At 48.9% G+C, this 14916-nt stretch carries 20 protein-coding genes and 3 tRNA genes; 6 read left to right on the plus strand and 17 right to left on the minus strand.

Annotation, left to right across the window (positions count from 1 at the left end):
• Position 1: 1 nt before the first annotated feature.
• Together HS1genome_RS01625 and HS1genome_RS12410 are read right to left on the minus strand one after the other, a co-directional pair.
• Positions 2-2050: a helicase-related protein gene (locus HS1genome_RS01625; protein ID WP_232018771.1), complete on the minus strand. Its 2049-nt coding sequence runs from the start codon at positions 2048-2050 to the stop codon at positions 2-4.
• Entirely contained in the window at positions 2005-2721 is a 717-nt protein-coding gene (locus HS1genome_RS12410; RefSeq protein ID WP_232018772.1) for a DEAD/DEAH box helicase, read from the minus strand. Before HS1genome_RS12410 ends, HS1genome_RS01625 begins: the two co-directional genes overlap by 46 nt.
• A gap of 35 nt (positions 2722-2756) precedes the next feature.
• On the opposite strand from HS1genome_RS12410, the gene HS1genome_RS01630 reads away from it, so the two are divergent.
• Genes HS1genome_RS01630 through HS1genome_RS01645 form a run of 4 tightly spaced genes read left to right on the plus strand, consistent with a single transcriptional unit; the run spans position 2757 to position 5799 of the window.
• Complete coding sequence (locus HS1genome_RS01630) at positions 2757-4355, plus strand: ATP-binding protein (protein WP_126449229.1); 1599 nt, start codon at positions 2757-2759, stop codon at positions 4353-4355.
• 13 nt (positions 4356-4368) lie between these two features.
• Positions 4369-4614 (plus strand): RNA polymerase subunit Rpo13, encoded by a 246-nt coding sequence (locus tag HS1genome_RS01635; RefSeq protein WP_126449230.1) that lies wholly within the window; start codon positions 4369-4371, stop codon positions 4612-4614.
• Positions 4611-5357 carry a beta clamp domain-containing protein gene (locus tag HS1genome_RS01640; RefSeq protein WP_126449231.1) on the plus strand — a complete coding sequence of 249 codons (747 nt, stop codon included), beginning with the start codon at positions 4611-4613 and terminating at the stop codon, positions 5355-5357. The genes HS1genome_RS01635 and HS1genome_RS01640 overlap by 4 nt, the downstream gene beginning before the upstream one ends.
• Positions 5358-5379: 22 nt before the next feature.
• The gene (locus HS1genome_RS01645) at positions 5380-5799 is read left to right on the plus strand and encodes an archease (protein WP_126449232.1); all 420 of its coding nucleotides are present in this window, start codon (positions 5380-5382) and stop codon (positions 5797-5799) included.
• Here the strand turns inward: HS1genome_RS01645 and HS1genome_RS01650 are convergent.
• A complete protein-coding gene (locus tag HS1genome_RS01650; protein ID WP_126449233.1) occupies positions 5769-6299 on the minus strand; it encodes a hypothetical protein in 531 nt (176 codons plus the stop codon). The genes HS1genome_RS01645 and HS1genome_RS01650 overlap by 31 nt on opposite strands.
• 123 nt (positions 6300-6422) lie before the next feature.
• On the opposite strand from HS1genome_RS01650, the gene HS1genome_RS01655 reads away from it, so the two are divergent.
• Positions 6423-6510, plus strand: a tRNA-Phe gene (locus tag HS1genome_RS01655).
• A gap of 95 nt (positions 6511-6605) precedes the next feature.
• On the opposite strand, the gene HS1genome_RS01660 is transcribed toward HS1genome_RS01655, so the two are convergent.
• Genes HS1genome_RS01660 through HS1genome_RS01665 form a run of 3 tightly spaced genes read right to left on the minus strand, consistent with a single transcriptional unit; the run spans position 6606 to position 7929 of the window.
• On the minus strand, positions 6606-7361 hold the full coding sequence (locus HS1genome_RS01660; protein WP_229768131.1) for an RNA-guided pseudouridylation complex pseudouridine synthase subunit Cbf5: 756 nt from the start codon (positions 7359-7361) through the stop codon (positions 6606-6608).
• Between the two features lie 18 nt (positions 7362-7379).
• Positions 7380-7637 carry a tRNA pseudouridine synthase A gene (locus HS1genome_RS12415; protein ID WP_229768132.1) on the minus strand — a complete coding sequence of 86 codons (258 nt, stop codon included), beginning with the start codon at positions 7635-7637 and terminating at the stop codon, positions 7380-7382.
• A gap of 1 nt (position 7638) precedes the next feature.
• Complete coding sequence (locus HS1genome_RS01665; RefSeq protein ID WP_126451262.1) at positions 7639-7929, minus strand: 50S ribosomal protein L14e; 291 nt, start codon at positions 7927-7929, stop codon at positions 7639-7641.
• A 121-nt stretch (positions 7930-8050) separates the two neighbouring features.
• On the opposite strand from HS1genome_RS01665, the gene HS1genome_RS12195 reads away from it, so the two are divergent.
• Positions 8051-8287: a hypothetical protein gene (locus tag HS1genome_RS12195; RefSeq protein ID WP_162299806.1), complete on the plus strand. Its 237-nt coding sequence runs from the start codon at positions 8051-8053 to the stop codon at positions 8285-8287.
• Between the two features lie 67 nt (positions 8288-8354).
• On the opposite strand, the gene cedA is transcribed toward HS1genome_RS12195, so the two are convergent.
• The 11 genes from cedA to HS1genome_RS01715 all read right to left on the minus strand — a co-directional run bounded on the left by cedA (position 8355) and on the right by HS1genome_RS01715 (position 14873).
• Positions 8355-9146, minus strand: a complete 792-nt coding sequence (cedA, locus tag HS1genome_RS01670; RefSeq protein WP_308423722.1) for a DNA import protein CedA — start codon at positions 9144-9146, stop codon at positions 8355-8357.
• 2 nt (positions 9147-9148) lie between these two features.
• A complete protein-coding gene (cedA1, locus tag HS1genome_RS01675; protein WP_179950427.1) occupies positions 9149-9397 on the minus strand; it encodes a DNA import protein CedA1 in 249 nt (82 codons plus the stop codon).
• A gap of 827 nt (positions 9398-10224) precedes the next feature.
• Positions 10225-10307: transfer RNA gene (locus tag HS1genome_RS01680), tRNA-Ser, on the minus strand.
• A gap of 90 nt (positions 10308-10397) precedes the next feature.
• The gene (locus tag HS1genome_RS12940) at positions 10398-10526 is read right to left on the minus strand and encodes a hypothetical protein (protein WP_268243604.1); all 129 of its coding nucleotides are present in this window, start codon (positions 10524-10526) and stop codon (positions 10398-10400) included.
• Between the two features lie 321 nt (positions 10527-10847).
• A tRNA-Gly gene (locus tag HS1genome_RS01685) sits at positions 10848-10925 on the minus strand.
• 73 nt (positions 10926-10998) lie between these two features.
• A complete protein-coding gene (locus HS1genome_RS01690; protein WP_158613663.1) occupies positions 10999-11964 on the minus strand; it encodes an amidohydrolase family protein in 966 nt (321 codons plus the stop codon).
• 125 nt (positions 11965-12089) lie between these two features.
• Positions 12090-12794 (minus strand): GTP cyclohydrolase IIa, encoded by a 705-nt coding sequence (locus tag HS1genome_RS01695; RefSeq protein ID WP_126449236.1) that lies wholly within the window; start codon positions 12792-12794, stop codon positions 12090-12092.
• Positions 12791-13255 carry a 6,7-dimethyl-8-ribityllumazine synthase gene (gene ribH / locus HS1genome_RS01700; protein WP_126449237.1) on the minus strand — a complete coding sequence of 155 codons (465 nt, stop codon included), beginning with the start codon at positions 13253-13255 and terminating at the stop codon, positions 12791-12793. The genes HS1genome_RS01695 and ribH overlap by 4 nt, the downstream gene beginning before the upstream one ends.
• Positions 13236-13697, minus strand: a complete 462-nt coding sequence (gene ribC, locus HS1genome_RS01705; RefSeq protein ID WP_126449238.1) for a riboflavin synthase — start codon at positions 13695-13697, stop codon at positions 13236-13238. Before ribC ends, ribH begins: the two co-directional genes overlap by 20 nt.
• A complete protein-coding gene (locus HS1genome_RS01710; protein ID WP_126449239.1) occupies positions 13694-14350 on the minus strand; it encodes a 3,4-dihydroxy-2-butanone-4-phosphate synthase in 657 nt (218 codons plus the stop codon). The genes ribC and HS1genome_RS01710 overlap by 4 nt, the downstream gene beginning before the upstream one ends.
• A gap of 34 nt (positions 14351-14384) precedes the next feature.
• Positions 14385-14873: a hypothetical protein gene (locus HS1genome_RS01715; protein WP_145986043.1), complete on the minus strand. Its 489-nt coding sequence runs from the start codon at positions 14871-14873 to the stop codon at positions 14385-14387.
• Between the last annotated feature and the right edge of the window lie 43 nt (positions 14874-14916).

Below are 14916 nucleotides of genomic sequence, written 5' to 3' on the forward strand. Positions count from 1 at the left end.
TTCACGTTTGCCAGTACCTTTTGTACTTCAAGAAGTTCTTTTCAGCCTCAAGTATAGCTTGATAGAAGGCGTCTTCACCACCGCTCCTCAACTTCGATAGAACCCTATCGAGGTTGGACGGACCTACTCCCCTAGCACTCAGTGCTATGGCTGCGTATTTCCCGTAGTCTACAGTCAGAGACGCAACTTTCCTGAGTTCCTTCAGACGTCTGAGATCTTCACTCTTCAATTTTTCATTATTGAGGGCCTTCTTCACTAACTTGTGAGACTCATTGTCATAAGGATCCGTTACTGAAAGGAAAACAGATTCACATTTAGGACACTTGTCAGGTATCTCTCCTGCCCTGTAGACGGCATGCCAGCCACAGCTTATGCAGATCACTTTAACTTCTTTGGTCGAGAGTCTCCTCTTCATCAATTCTGTCAGCCCTCTTCTCTCGTCAGACACATCAGCGAATATTCTCTCCAAGAAGTCTCCTGCAAAAGGCGAGGGAGAAGGAGCTTCTACTACGACGTCCTCAACGTCCCTTAACTCATTTAATACACTAACATCGTAGTCCCTGTACAGTAACTCCCTGACGGCCTCTTTACCAACTGGCGAGTCGACGTAAACTTTCAGGATAGATGAGTTGACGTCTACTTCGGCGTCTCTGTCTATGACTCCGAACCTTTGGAGCTCAACTATCATCTTCCACTTAAACTGAGGCGACTCGGCGATAGCTCTCTCCAATATAGTCGTAAGCACTTCGCGCTCATCTCTTCGGAGCTCGTTGAGTATAGCGTGGATGTCTTCTCTAGTTACAGGTATGATCGAGGCTATGGCAATGTGGTAGGGATCGACCTTGTAGGAGGCCTTTATCCCTTTTCTCTCCGTTAAAATCTGTGAAATTAAGGCTCCTAACGTGTTGTTACCGCGTGAACCGAATGGACTGTGGATCACAACCAGGTCTCGCAAGATCTCCACCACCAGCTTTCCCTCCATGGGGATCGGGAATCCACGCCTCTTAGTTAGGTGTAGCATATCGAGGACTTTCTCTTTGGTGTCTTCGTCAAGTTCATCTGGAGCTCCCAATAACCTATACACCTCCTTTGCTACCTCTCTCTCCACGGGTATGGTCTCTCCGAACCATGAAGGTAGCAAGCCTGACTTCCTTTGAGTCCTCTCCACGAATATCCTATCCTTTTCTATAGTCACAACCCTCCACAGCTTGCCTGCCAATACGAAGACTTCGTCGTTGCCTAAGACAGCCGCAAACTCCTCGTCGAGTGCCCCCACCTTGGAGTTAGTTTCGACGTCAATGATGGCATACTTCCTTAGGGAGTCTGGAATCATATTAGTTCCGTAAAAGTAGTTCCATATTCTCCTAGACGGCTCCAGACCGTTCCTTCTCCTTATCACCTTGACTTGGTCTAAGAAGTTCACAACTTCCTTAAACTCCTCCCAAGTTAACTCCTTAAAGGGTTGGGCTCCCCTTATGACCCTGAATATCTCCTCCTCATTTCTATACCCCTCTATAACCATGGCGGCGATTTGATGTGCTACGACATCAAGGGGGTTAGGTTCTAATGTAGGTCTTTCAAGGTACCCTCCTTTTGCCTTTTTAATTATCGCCTTGCACTCTAAAACGTCAAATGTGTCGGGTCCAGGAACTATCACTCCCCTTGGTTTCCTGTCAAGTCTATGTCCACTCCTCCCCACCCTCTGGAGGAGTCTAGTGGCCTGTCTCGGGGACATGTATTGAATCACGTAATTGATGGAGCCTATATCTATTCCCAACTCTAGGCTCGACGTCGCTACGAGAGCATCTAACTCCCCCGCTTTGAATTTAGACTCGGCGTCGACTCGCGTCTCCTTAGATAATGACCCGTGGTGAATGCCCACCTTGAGCCCAAACAGGGAGCTCAACGTTGTGGCCAAAAACTCCGCAGTCTCTCTAGTGTTCGTGAAAACGAGAACAGGTCTCTCTTTTTCTATGAGTTCTTTCATTACGTTAAGTCTAGCAATTAGTTCGGGGACAAGTTGTTGTTTGTGCCACTCTGTATTTCCCAAGGTGTAACTTTCGGGATGACCTCTTGCAGGTCCATCTCTCTCAGATTGTCCACCTTCGCCACGACGGCCTCCCCTAAGGGATCGATGAATCTGGCTGCTGCCTCCTCATCTCCTATCGTAGCAGACAGTCCTACCACCTGCACCTTCCAATCCGACAAGCGCTTCACTCTCTCTAACACTACAGCCAGCTCAGCTCCTCTCTTCTCATCTATCATCTCTTGGACTTCATCTATCACTATCCACCTGACGTTCCTTAGTACGTCCCTCACTCCCTTGGCCACAAGAAGGTAATTAAGTGTCTCTGGAGTGGTTATAACCAACTCGGGAGGGGTCTGTCTTAATTTCCTTCTTTGAGTTTGAGAAGAATCACCGTGCCTCACCATAACTCTGAGCCCCAGTGTCATCCCTATTTTCACTAGCCTGCTCTCCAAATCCCTGTTTAGTGCCCTCAAAGGGGTGATGTAAATGGCGGCTACTGGGGACGCCTGGTAATGACGTATCATGGCCATAATGGGTACAACAGCCGATTCGGTCTTACCCGATCCAGTCGGCGCAACGACTAGGACGTTCTTCCTCTGAGCCACTAGGGGGAACACCTTTAGCTGAATAGGGGTGGGGGAGCTGAACCCCAATTCGCTTAGAATCCTCAGTAAATCTGATTCTGTGAGCATGATCACTTTAACGTTCGAGTGACGTCTATAAAACGATGTATTACCTGAGGCATTTAGCGCTGGTGGGAGTAGTAGGCTTGGAGGGGGTAGTCTATTACCTAATACCGTATAAGTTCCTGATTATCGAGGTTTTGGACTTCTTAGTCCCGATAATGGCAGTTGTTCTCACAGGTTCCCTCTCCCAAGTGATCTCGTATTTCGTTTCATCCAACTTCCTCCTTTACTCCCTCGGTCTCAGAGACCTCGTTCTAGCCGGTGTCTTTGGCATAGTCATAGCCTTAGGGACTCTGTATGTGTGGGGAGGATTGGCTGATCCCATTTTCTTTAACACAATATCTAACCTGAAGTGGAGGGGAAAGAGAAGCCTCTTAGTCCTCTTATCTGGGGTTGCGCTTCTTGGGACCTTCATCTTCTTTGGTTCAACGATCTACGGCCTGGGAGCGTTGGTTGTAAGTGTCTTAGGCTCACTCTCGCCATTGGAGCTACCTCAAGGAGTTATCTTAAGTTCATTCTCGTGGTTCTCCATCCCTCTCACCTTGGCACTCGCCGGCCAAGGAGTGTGGAGCGAGAATGGAGGGGGTGTGAGCTGTGTGGGAACAGTAAAGGGAGAAATTCTCAACAATAATCATGGCAGATTATGGAGACCCAGATGGGTTCCAGTGGAATATCCATTTTGTATCGACCTGCAGCGCATGAGGAATTACAACCTCTCAGTGAGTGGAACAAGTGGTTCTGGTAAGTCAACGCTAATCCGTCAGATAATCAGGGGTACGAGCGTTTCTGTCACAGTCTTCGACCTCCACGGCGAGCATCGTGTTCATGGACTTCATGTAATTTCTGGTGGATCTGTTTCCGTGAATCCGTTATCTTTGCTAGGAAGTTCCCCGAGGCAGAGGGCCATTGAAGTTAGCTATATGGTAAAATCTCTGTTCTCGCTCGGTCCCCTCCAGTCCATGGCGCTCACCGAACTCATTCTACAGGCATATGAAGAGAAAGGTATAACTGAGGAGGACAAGGAGAGTTGGAGTCTTCCACCTCCCACCTTCAGGGATGTCATACGATTAGCCACCGCTAGAGACGATGGAAACATGAGCTCCCTGCTTCCATACGTAACTTTCCTCTCCACTGGGCCGTTCAACGCCCAAGGAATAGACCTAGATGAGTTGTTGTTACAGAGCAGTGTAATAGATTTGTCCGGTTTACCCTCAGACGAAGTGAGATACGTCGTAATGGAAACTTTAATAAGGTCAGTGGTTAGCCTGATGTACAGGCAAGGTCCGAGGCCTCTTTGGAAACTCCTGATCATCGACGAGGCCCCGTTCATACTCTCTAAAGAGAGTGGCCTCCAGCTCCTAACTAGGTTGATGGCGGAGGGGAGGAAGTTTGGTGTGGGGATAGTGATCTCTTCCCAGTCTATTAAGTACCTTAAGGGGCTTATAAGTAACTCCGCTAGGGTTTTCGTTTTCAGCACCGTTGAGCCAGACGATCTCTATTACGCCTCCCAACTACTCTCGGCTGGCCAAAGGAACGTGGAGGAGTGGTTGAGGAGTAGACTAGTGAAACTGAAGAAGGGAACTATGGTGACGTTGGATGAGGAAGGGAACCTATTTATAGTAGACTCCGAGACAGCATAAACGGTGGCGACTCGTGAGCGAAGATAGTGAGAGGGAGGCAGAGGAAGTAGAAGCGGAGGACATTGAGGAATCTGATGAGGGTGGTTCGGTCTCTATACAAGAAATAGAGACCTTCGTGAAAAGGACTCAACTGTGGGAGCAGCTCCTCGAAGGTAAAATAGGGATGGAAGAGGCTAAGAAACAGCTTACCAGGGGAGAAAGGAGAAGTCCCAAGAGGACGGACGGGAAAAAGAGGAAAGTGGGGAAGCAAGTGCAATGATACGCCTATTACATGAGAGTTCGGAATTGATCTATAACGTTCTGAATGGTCTGGGGAAGTTCTCTCCAAACTTCTCTTTAAACTTCACACATGACGGACTGTCGGGCTCCAAGCTAACTGACGATAAGGTTGCAATGGCCTCCGTATTTATTCCAAACACAGCGTTCAGGGAGTATGAGGTTGATAAACCAGTTTCGGTGACTTTCGATTTGGGGGCGCTCAGGAAGTCGTTCTCTAAAGTAAAGACTGGGTCTGCTTCGTTGTCTCTGACAGAGGCTAACGGACTGGTAAAATTAGTTGTAAGGGACGAAAAGAGAGGGATAAGGAGTTCTCTTAATCTTCGTGTCACGGAGGGAGAAATTCAGAAGAGTCCTGAGCCTAAAGTTTCGTCCTCTGTCGAGTTCGCGTGTGGCTACAAGGTAATGGAGACCGCGATTTCCGAGTCGACTGTGATCTCCGAGGAACTCGAGTTCAAGGCCTTCGCAGACTCAATTGAGCTAATCTCGAGCGAGGGAGGAAGAACTTACACTGCGATCCTCAGGAGGGATAAGCCGTTGAAGGAGCTGACGATAGAGGCGGAGGCGTCCTCATCCTACAGTAGTGAAGTATTGAACATGGGGCTCCAGGCATTGGGAGGTCTAGGTGACCTGAGGATCAGTTTCGGGAATCAGGTTCCCATACGCTTAAGCGCCGAGATAGAAGGAGGCGGTTACCTTAACGTTTGGGTGGCGCCGAGACTTTAAGAAGTGATAGGGAGGTGAATCCGTGGAGAGATTCAGGTTCTTTGATCACACGGCCGATGTGGGAGTGGAGGCCTATGGCTCTACACTCCCTCAGGCTTTCGAGAACGCTGGTGCTGCCCTGTTCGAACTCATAACCGATACCTCAAAGGTGAGGCCCGCATTAAATCGGGAGATAGAGGTTGAAGGTGAAGATCTGGCAAACCTGCTTTACAGGTGGATTGAGTCCTTGGTTGTGATTCACGACTCTGAAAGGTTGGTTTTAAGTGAATTTCACGTTGACTTAGACGAGGCTAACCTAAGGTTGAAGGCTTTAGTGGCAGGGGAGAAGTTCAATCCCTCGGTTCATGAGCCGAGAATGGTAGTAAAGGCAATGACTTACCATCTTCTCAATATCGAGAAGGAAGGACAACTCTACAAACTGACCTTCGTGGTCGATATCTGAAGTCCACTCCTACAACGTGGACAAGGTTCTTCAGGGAGGCCATCAAGGTCATTAACTGTTCGTATCTCGGAGAAGAGACACTTTCCCCCTCCTTCGTGAGTTATTCCTTGAGATCTACCCCAGCTATTGAGCACAAGCTTCTTCACCCTCTTAACATAGAGGGAGACGTCTCTGTTGTCCAATCTTGCCGTGAAATTAAGTGAAACTCCTCTTGATGCCATGCTTAGGATGTACTCGTATCCCCCTAAGTAGGCATCTACTTCTGCTATTCCCGCGGTTGAGTCATAGCCACCTGCCAGGATTTCGGAGCATTGCGTCCTGAACCACCTAAACATGGTCTCGGCGTTGAACTGGACTCTCTCCCAGTCTAGCGATCCGATGTGAGGGCCAATGGGCTGGAGCACAATATCTACATCGATCCCCATGGACTCGAAGGATTCCTGCACAGCGCGTAGGATCAACTGATCTTGTCTAGTTAATTGGACTATTGCTAGGTTCACTGTGGGGGCCTCTGGAGACTCTATTTCATCGACCCCTTAAAAGGGCTCTCCAAGAGTGTCGCCCGACCCCCATATTCGATTGAGAAAAAAGACTTTAAAAGTAAGGATGTGTAGTCGTTAAACGCCGCCGTAGCTCAGCCCGGGAGAGCACCCGGCTGAAGTACCTCACGCGGATACCGGGTTGTCCGGGGTTCAAATCCCCGCGGCGGCACCTTCAATTCAATTGATCCTCGAATTACATAATTTGGTGAGCTCCTTGAGTTCTCCACGTGAATGATTCTCCTAAGACGGATCCGTAGCGAGAGATTAGTTTCCTTTTCTAAACTTGGGATAAACCCCAGACTCCATGAATACTCTCTCAATTTTCGCCACGATCCCTTTTTCCATATACGATAACGTGTCTGAGTCCACCAAAGCTGTAGAGATGGCTATGAGTTCACCTTTGTTAGTGATAATCGCAACCCTTTCCCCTTCTAAGAACTTTTGATAGGCCAGCACTCCGGGTGCCATGAGTGGAGCACCGTGAGTCAGGGAGTCTACTGCACCGTTAGAGGCGATTATTTTCGGCATTCCACAGGTTCCGAACTCAGTTGGCGTAAGCATCCTTTTCAGCTCGTCTTCTCTCTCGCACCTTCTCCAAAGGAAAATCGCCTCTGATAGTTGATGTAAAGTCACAGCATGTTTCTCATGGAATATACCGGATCTAGTCCTTCGTAGCTCTCTCATGTGAGCACCCACCCCCAATACGAGTCCCATATCGTGGCAAAGTTTCCTCATATACGTCCCAGCATCTGACGAAACTCTCATTAACACTAAACGATCTTTCGCATCCAATAGTTCTATTTCCCTCACTTCCCTCACTCTAAGCCGTCTCTTCACAGAGGATCTAACGGGAGGCCTCTGATAGACCCTACCTCTAAACTCCTCTAAAACTTCTAATAACCTCTTTCTTTCTACCTGTCCGTGAAGCTGCATCAGGCAAATGTATTCCTTATCGTTGTTAGTCAAGAACACGTTAAGTTTAGTGGCGTTCTCTAGACTGATTGGGAGTACGCCGGACACTTTGGGATATCCCCGCCCTCAGGAGGGCTCTAGGGTTCCTCCATGCCCAGCCTTCTTCACTCCCAGTAACACTTTTATCCAATGCGCAACTTCGTGGCTCGTCGGCCCAGGCGGTTTATCTATGATCAAGATGGAGTTCTTTAGGGCCTCGCTAAGGGACCTCTCTTCCGGCCTTTTCCCGTAACTAGGTAACTCCTCCTCCTCCCTAGTCACTATCCAAGGGCTCCTGTTCCCACAAAAATCATCTATTTCCCTTATGAAGGGGCGAATCTCCAACTCACATCACTGTTAGCTTAGGCTTCACCTTCTCCTTCATGAAGTCTAGCAGTCCAGCTTCCCTCAGTTTTCCTTCAACCTCCTCGTCTGTGGCTCCCTTTGAAATCTCCACTTTCTTGTCGGTGGGCTCTATGTGTGTCACGTTACTTCTCCTCCTTTTGACTCCAGAGACCTTACTAGGGCCTGTAACCAGCACGAAGTTTTCATCTACAATGTCGACTATGACGCATTTTGATCCAGCTTCTCTGCCCCTAGTCTTTACGCAGATTCTTCCAATTTCTATGGATGCCATTTTTATCCTCACCTCCCCACATTGCCATTCACCTTAAAAAGTTACAGGAATGGAAGGTGTGGACGCGCAAGACCTTTATTCTTCGTAGCCTTTAATTTATTTAAAAATACTTCTGCTTCCCGTGGGAGCGGTCTTCCATCCCTTAAACCACATAGAGATAAAAAGGGGAACTAGAAATATCTTCTCGAGAGACAATGGGAGGAAGACAAAGGACAACGCTATTCATGAACAAGGAAATAAAGAAAGAGAATATGAGAAGAAAGGCTGGGGCCACTACCGAGCAACAATCCTGAGAGCCACAATTAGAATTAAACTAAGACACATGCCAACCACAATATCGAATGTGTTTTTGGTGTAAATGTACATCAGTCCAACGTTAAGTAGAACGAGCAGTGCTGCAAAGGACCAAGACTTCAAGCTGTCACCTATAGTATATCTATTGGGAAGGGTAACCTCGTCGAACTTCCGCCTAGAGCAGTGGAGAGGCCTGCTGAGAGTCCGGCTAATATGATAACGTACACCGCGGGGAGGAAGAGAGTGACACTTAATATATCAGGTATTACCGTCTGTGCCATTAAGTTCACGAAATTTAGGGGATCGTGGGTTTGGAGAAGTTGATTGAACGATGGAAGTGGAGATCCCAATATCCCCCCTATAAACTTAGGTAAGTAAGGAAGGCCGATGTAGAACACCGTCGATGACGCAATGAGTCCAGACCCCACACTCCTACCAACCCTGAAAGGTATGGAGAACAGTGCAACTCCCAATGCAAGTAATATAGGGTAGTTTGACTCTATTATCTCTCCAATTATCACCAAGGTTTCTATTGACGCAATGGTGCCTGTGAGTAGAGAGGAGAAAAAAGAGAGGGGAGCCAGCAATATATCTAAGGCTGGAGTTCCACCCAAAGAAACCAACGCATATATCGTCCTAATTGCGGCGAACACATTGAACTCCAAGTTCACGACTGAAGATGTCCAACCGAAGAAGTCAGACCAAGACGCACCGAGTTGAGACGCGATTTGATTTGAGAGAAAAACTATTCCAAGAAAGGAGTTAATAAGTACAGAGGCATATATCCCATCTGATATCAGCCTCGGAGCCCACCGCTTGAGTCCTTGAAGTGGAACTGGTAGAGCGTAGATTAATGCACCTATGAAGTAGGTGAGGATAGCCAACGAGTTAGCGTAAAATAAAAACTGAAAAGAATTATACATTTCTAGGCACCAGGAACCGTTATTTGAGAGGCGAAGTAGGTTATCGCTGCGAAGACTGTAGTACCTAGAGCTAACCAGAAGGCTGCCAGAATGACGTCTTCTATGATGCCCTGTCCTGCTCTCTTGACCCTGAATATGGGAAGTGGAGATCCCTTGAGGGCCCATCCAACCGCCCAGGCCAGTATGAAGAGACTCCAAGCCACCGTCGTTACATCTGTTGTCATCGAAGAGATTAACGAAGCTAGGGTCACACTCTCACGTTCTCCACTAACTCTAAAAGGTAAGCGAGAGTGTAGAGAAACTTTTATCTTAACGGGAGCTGGGGCGGAAGACTCCTCCCGTGGAATGGATAGCCTCCATTTAAATTCAACCTCAAGGGACTGTACCAACGATAGCCACAGACGGAGTGAACTTCGCCGAGAGGCGTCGAAGCGAGGGTCCTCGAAGTACGCCTACGCCCCATTCCACGGCCCTTCGTGGGCGCAAACGGATCTGAAGTGGGAATCAGAGTTCTGGGCTGGGACAGCCCTCGGCGCCTGTGTAGCACTCTACCCGTTGGGCGAGGTGAGGCGAAGAAGCAGAAAGCCCCGTCCACGAGGGCTGGATAAGTTCACGGGAGTTCAAAGAGGAGAGGAATTCCCCTGGCAGGGATCGAGACATTTTGCATTGAGCTTAAGGGGAGTTTTAGTCCAAAGGGAATTTAGATCCTGACCCTTGTAGGTTGGAACACTAATGGATACCTCGTTAAACTTCTAATTACATGAGATATGCAACTCCGAATCGATGAGGGGAACCCTCGCCCCTAAGGGCGGTGAGGAAGCCAGTCCATTGCTTTACTGCTACTTCAACGAGCAACAGAATATGTTTTTAATTTCCATTTCGTTCAAACATTTTCTAGCCTTCCGGGCAAGAGAACTCGTGTTAAAATCTCAGCTGTCACGTCATTTACGCTGACTTTGAACCGGCCCGTGTTCTTGGTGGGAGGCTTATGGACGATTGATAGAACCTCATCTTGAGTAGAACTTCGTTTCAGAATACCTAAAATTTTAGAATATCTCGAGACACAACGAGTGATAAACGCCGGGGGCGGGATTCGAACCCGCGCAGGGGTGTCCCTACTGGCTCTCAAGGCCAGCCCCTTAACCGCTCGGGCACCCCGGCTTAAGATATGTAGCCGTAGTTCCCTTATAATAGTTTTATCATGAACTGCCCGGTACTTACAGACGGTCTGTCCTTATCCTCTTATCTCCGTTATCCTGAACTGTATATGACGAACTGCAATATGAGAAGCACATTGAACTCTACGGAATTCGCTCCGGCCTCTAGGACCGCCCTAATCTCATTGTCCAGGATTTCTACTATGTAATAACTATTGTACATGATTAATGTTGAAAATAATTCAAGTATATACAACTGTGTACAACAATCCTTACCTTCACTGGGGAACGCTCTGGTCTTTATTCAAATATCTTTAGAGTAGTTCTACTCACTCCTAAGGCCCTCGGCGCTTAAACTAGCCTCGGTTTGTCCGCTAGTTTCTTCAAGATCTGTGCTCCTATTCATCGCCCAGCCTTTCCACATTAACTAGCATGGCTACTTATGACACTTACAAGGAAGTGACGCTGTTCGGAAAATAAGGGCCATCGATCCATATCACACCTAGATGTAGAGAGCGTAACCCTCTTTCAACTCCATTACAAATGGTGCGACCGCCGGGATTTGAACCCGGGATTGCTGGCTTGGAAGGCCAGCGTCCTAACCAGGCTAGACGACGGCCGCGTTTCTTTTTAGTGTATGGAGGATAATAAAGTTGAGAGCGTTGAAGGAGTGATGATCAGAGGGTCGCGCGACTTCATGAGCTGCGCTGGAAATGCTGACCTTCGATTATGGTGTAAAGGACCTTTCCTCCTCTTTTCACGATAGCCATATACTTATCCAATGACCTGTTTATCCCACTCACCTCTCCATCTATGATGACGAAATTACCGCGGGCTCCCTCCTCTATAGGCTGCATTCCTAAAAACTCGTAAGCGTTGAGGGTTGCGGCTCCAATTATTTCCTTCGCATCGCTGAAAGAAGGATCTTCGGCCCTCGCTATTAACGTCGCGGTCTCAAGTTCTCTCCACATGTCCGGTGATACAAGCCCACCGTTGTCAGTCCCTAAAAGCAATCTCACTCCCTTCTTCAGGGCAGTCGCTACTCGTGGTATTCCCACGGAGAACCATAGGTTGCTCCTGGGGCACATTACTAGAGGTATTTTCAATCTTCCTATCTCCTCTAGCTCCTTCATAGATAGGCGAGTTCCGTGAACCAGGAGAGTTGGGGATAGCCTTAGGAGCCTTTCTAGGTCCCCTTCCAGTCCTTGCTTCAGGGTCTCGGAGACGTGTGCTGCCCTCATTTTCCCCTGGAAGATTTTCTTAACCAACTCTAGCGTCTCATCGTCGTAATACGACGCACTGGGAACCCCTATCCCGTCTGCCACCTCCCTCAACTTCCTCAACTTGTCCTCTGTAGGCTTTTTCTCGTCAGTCCTACCTAGAATCACGTATCTGCCTGGATACTCTCTTCTAGCCTTCGAGGCCCTCTCCACCCCGTAAATGTCCTCCTCTCTGAAATCGATCACACCTGCTATTCCGAGTTCCGCCGAAGTCCTCAAGAAGTCCCTAATACCGTCGGTTGAGTCAACTTCCCTGAATAATCTGTACTTTAAGCTGTCTGGATCTCCAACAACCTCCTTTATGGGTTTGTCTCCTCCGTACTCAGGCCTAACGTAGTCGGCGGTATGGGCGTGTGAGTTGATTAAAGCAGGAACAGCCACTCCCCCTCTGAACTCCTCCCCTCCACTCACGAAACCAGGCCCAATGTGAGAGAGCTCTCCACTTTCAGAGACCTCTATGTGAACTCCTTGAACGAAGGTTAGCTCACGACCTAGGAGCGCACTTCCTAAGTTGATGAGCCTACTACCACCCAGTTGTCCTCACGCTTCTTCCTTATTCTGTTCAGGGCTTCTGTGGCCCTAGCGGCTGCCTCCTTGGGGTTCTTTCCCTTTCCTACCCCCGCTTTTAGCTTATCGCCGAAGCCGTTCAACACATCCTTAACCTCCTGCAGAGTCGATGGGTCGATTAGTGCCACCATGTTGTCTCCCCCCATATACTGCGCCACCGCCCCTAATTTCATCAGTTCCTTTGAGAGCTTTAAGAAGACCTCGTTTACCCACACGGCCCTCTCGTACAGCGATAACCTGTTCCTTGAAAATCCATTGACGTCGAAGTGTGCAATCCACACCTCTCCCTCCTTAGAATCGACTTCATCGTCGAACTCACCTGGTTTCATGTTGTTGGCGCACTCTGAGGCTTGACGTTGGGCCTCTAAGGGAGTTCTGCCAGACCTCACGCAGCCCGACGGAAGGACAGGTGCCACCTTTATTGCTTCCTGAAATATCCTCCTAGCCCCTCCCGCTTTAATCCCAATAGTTGGGACCAAGAACGCATCGAATGTAGTCATAAAGGGTATTGTTCCCTGCCTATCTGCCTCCTTTGTTATGCCTAAGGCCAGTCTAAACTGTGCCTCCTGTATTCTCCATTCTCTATCATCACCTAGGATCTCCGTCCACTCTCTGTACCCAGAAAGTCTCACCGCCATCATCATTCCACTGTCACTGTCTCCCCTACTTCCTTCACTTCCTCCAAGCTCCTCAATCTCCTCACCATCTTTACCGCCGATTCCACGGCTCTCACCGCATACTCCTCTATTCTGTCCACCGCCTGTTCGTGGGAAGCACCAGGTCCTATTATCCCGACTGTCACAGGCTTGTTTGAGTCAAGTGATATATCCATTATCTTTCTAAAAACTTGAGAAGCCACCGATTCGTCGTGTTTGGTCTCACCCTTTATTACCGCACCTAAGGTCACCACAGCATCGACGTCGGGTCTCTCAGCTAACTTAGAGGCCGCGAGGGGAATTTCGAAGCTTCCAGGGACTTTCACCACAAGTGGCACATCAACGCCGAGGAACTTAGCGTGGGATAGGGCCCTCTGCAGCATCAGGTAGGTGACGTCGTAGTTGAACTCCGCCACAACTATGGCGAGCCTAATCGAGCGATCCTGCATCCTCGTACCCCTGCCTCAGTCCCTTTCCAGCGAGAGGTGTAAGAGAGTTGGGACCATCCCTTACTAGTCTAACCAAGTTTAAGGCATGTTTCCTCGCCCTATCTATGGCCACCTGGGCCAGCCTTTCCTCGTTTGTCTCGTCCTCGTGAACAGTCACATCCATCACGTGTTTTGAGGTCATGATCTGTACAAATATTAAGCCTACGCTCGCCGCGATGTAGCTGTACTTGTCCAGTTGAGTCCTCCCTACCCAGCCTAGGGTTATCACCCCATCGCATCCAGCGTCCAATAGCCTCTTAGCGGCTGCCGGAAGGTCTTTGATCCCGGGAACGGTATATCTGACGATTTGTGCTTCAGGGTCCTCCTTGGATATTACTCTTATCGCCTCCTTTCCCATGTCAACTCTGGAGAACGTGGTGTCGGCCACACCGTACTTCCTCATGCCAGCTCACCTAATATTTCTGTTCCCTCTAGGAAAGAGACTCCCCAGTTCTTCGCCAATTTCTTGGCCTTCTCCTTACTCAAGCTGGCCCCCTCATCGAGCATCTCTGCTATCACCATACTCCTTTCCAGCCCCAGGGCCTCAGCAAGAACCATCACCAGTTCCGTGTGCCCTCTCCTTCTGTCTACACCTCTTGAAATCAGGACTGGAACGTGGCCTGGAGCCATGAAGCTTTCCCTAAATTTCCTCCTCGCTTCTCCGTCGTCCGTGGATAGGAGCTTAACTACTTCGTGAAGGCCCCTTATTGTCTTGGCCCTATCGTTGTCACTTATCCCCGTTTTCGTCTCAATGTGGTTGACCCATAGCGAGAACGCAGGCTCGTCACCATAAGAAGGCCTCTTAACGAGATCTCCCATTCCTACTTCTCTCAAAATTTCGGTGAAGAAAGGCAATCCGAGGAGTTTTCCTTCTCTCTCCCCTGTGACGAAGCAGATGAGTCCCCCCGCCTCCTTCCTAAGTGTGGTTATACTCTTTGGGGTCACTGCCCCCCCGTAGAAAACCATATCGACCTCCTCCTCCCTTCCCTCGAAATCGTATACAAGCACGGGTAGTCCACGCTCTAGCTCTTGTTTAAGCCTCGCCTTATCGTTCACGAGCTACATAAACTTAGGACCTATTTAAGAGTAATTACTTATTTCTGCGTAGAACCTGGAACGCAGTGAAGATCAAAGCCCCGAGAACTCCGTAAAGTGGAAGAAACGATCCAGCGTGTGATCTGTAGGCTGGTAGCCGAGTTGCGGGAGATGATACGTTCGTCAGGTTGGCGAAGACGAAGAGGCCTACTCCGTAACTCTGCAACGAGTAGAACCTTGAGGAGTTCGGTTGAATCGCGAATAGGGGGACGGTAATTTGCTGTCCACCGACGTTTAAGTATACTCCTCCAGGGTAGATTCCAGGTTGAGAGTGAGGCGAAGACCCGTTGTAGAGGACAACCCACACAATAACGAGTCTGCAAGAGCTCAAATTCACAGTCTCCGTCCTGACAAGATAGTCCTGGTAAGTCCCATTGTAGTACGCGTCTAAGGAGACCCCGTTGAGTGTGACGCTGAGGACGTGAGATCCGATGTGAAGTGCAGGAATGGAGGCTAGGACGAGGATCAATAGGTATGGGCTCACTGTCCAAAGTTTAATAACCCTCATGTATTATAGCTTTTCAGTC

The organism is Sulfodiicoccus acidiphilus, from assembly GCF_003967175.1.
Taxonomy (GTDB): domain Archaea; phylum Thermoproteota; class Thermoprotei_A; order Sulfolobales; family Sulfolobaceae; genus Sulfodiicoccus; species Sulfodiicoccus acidiphilus.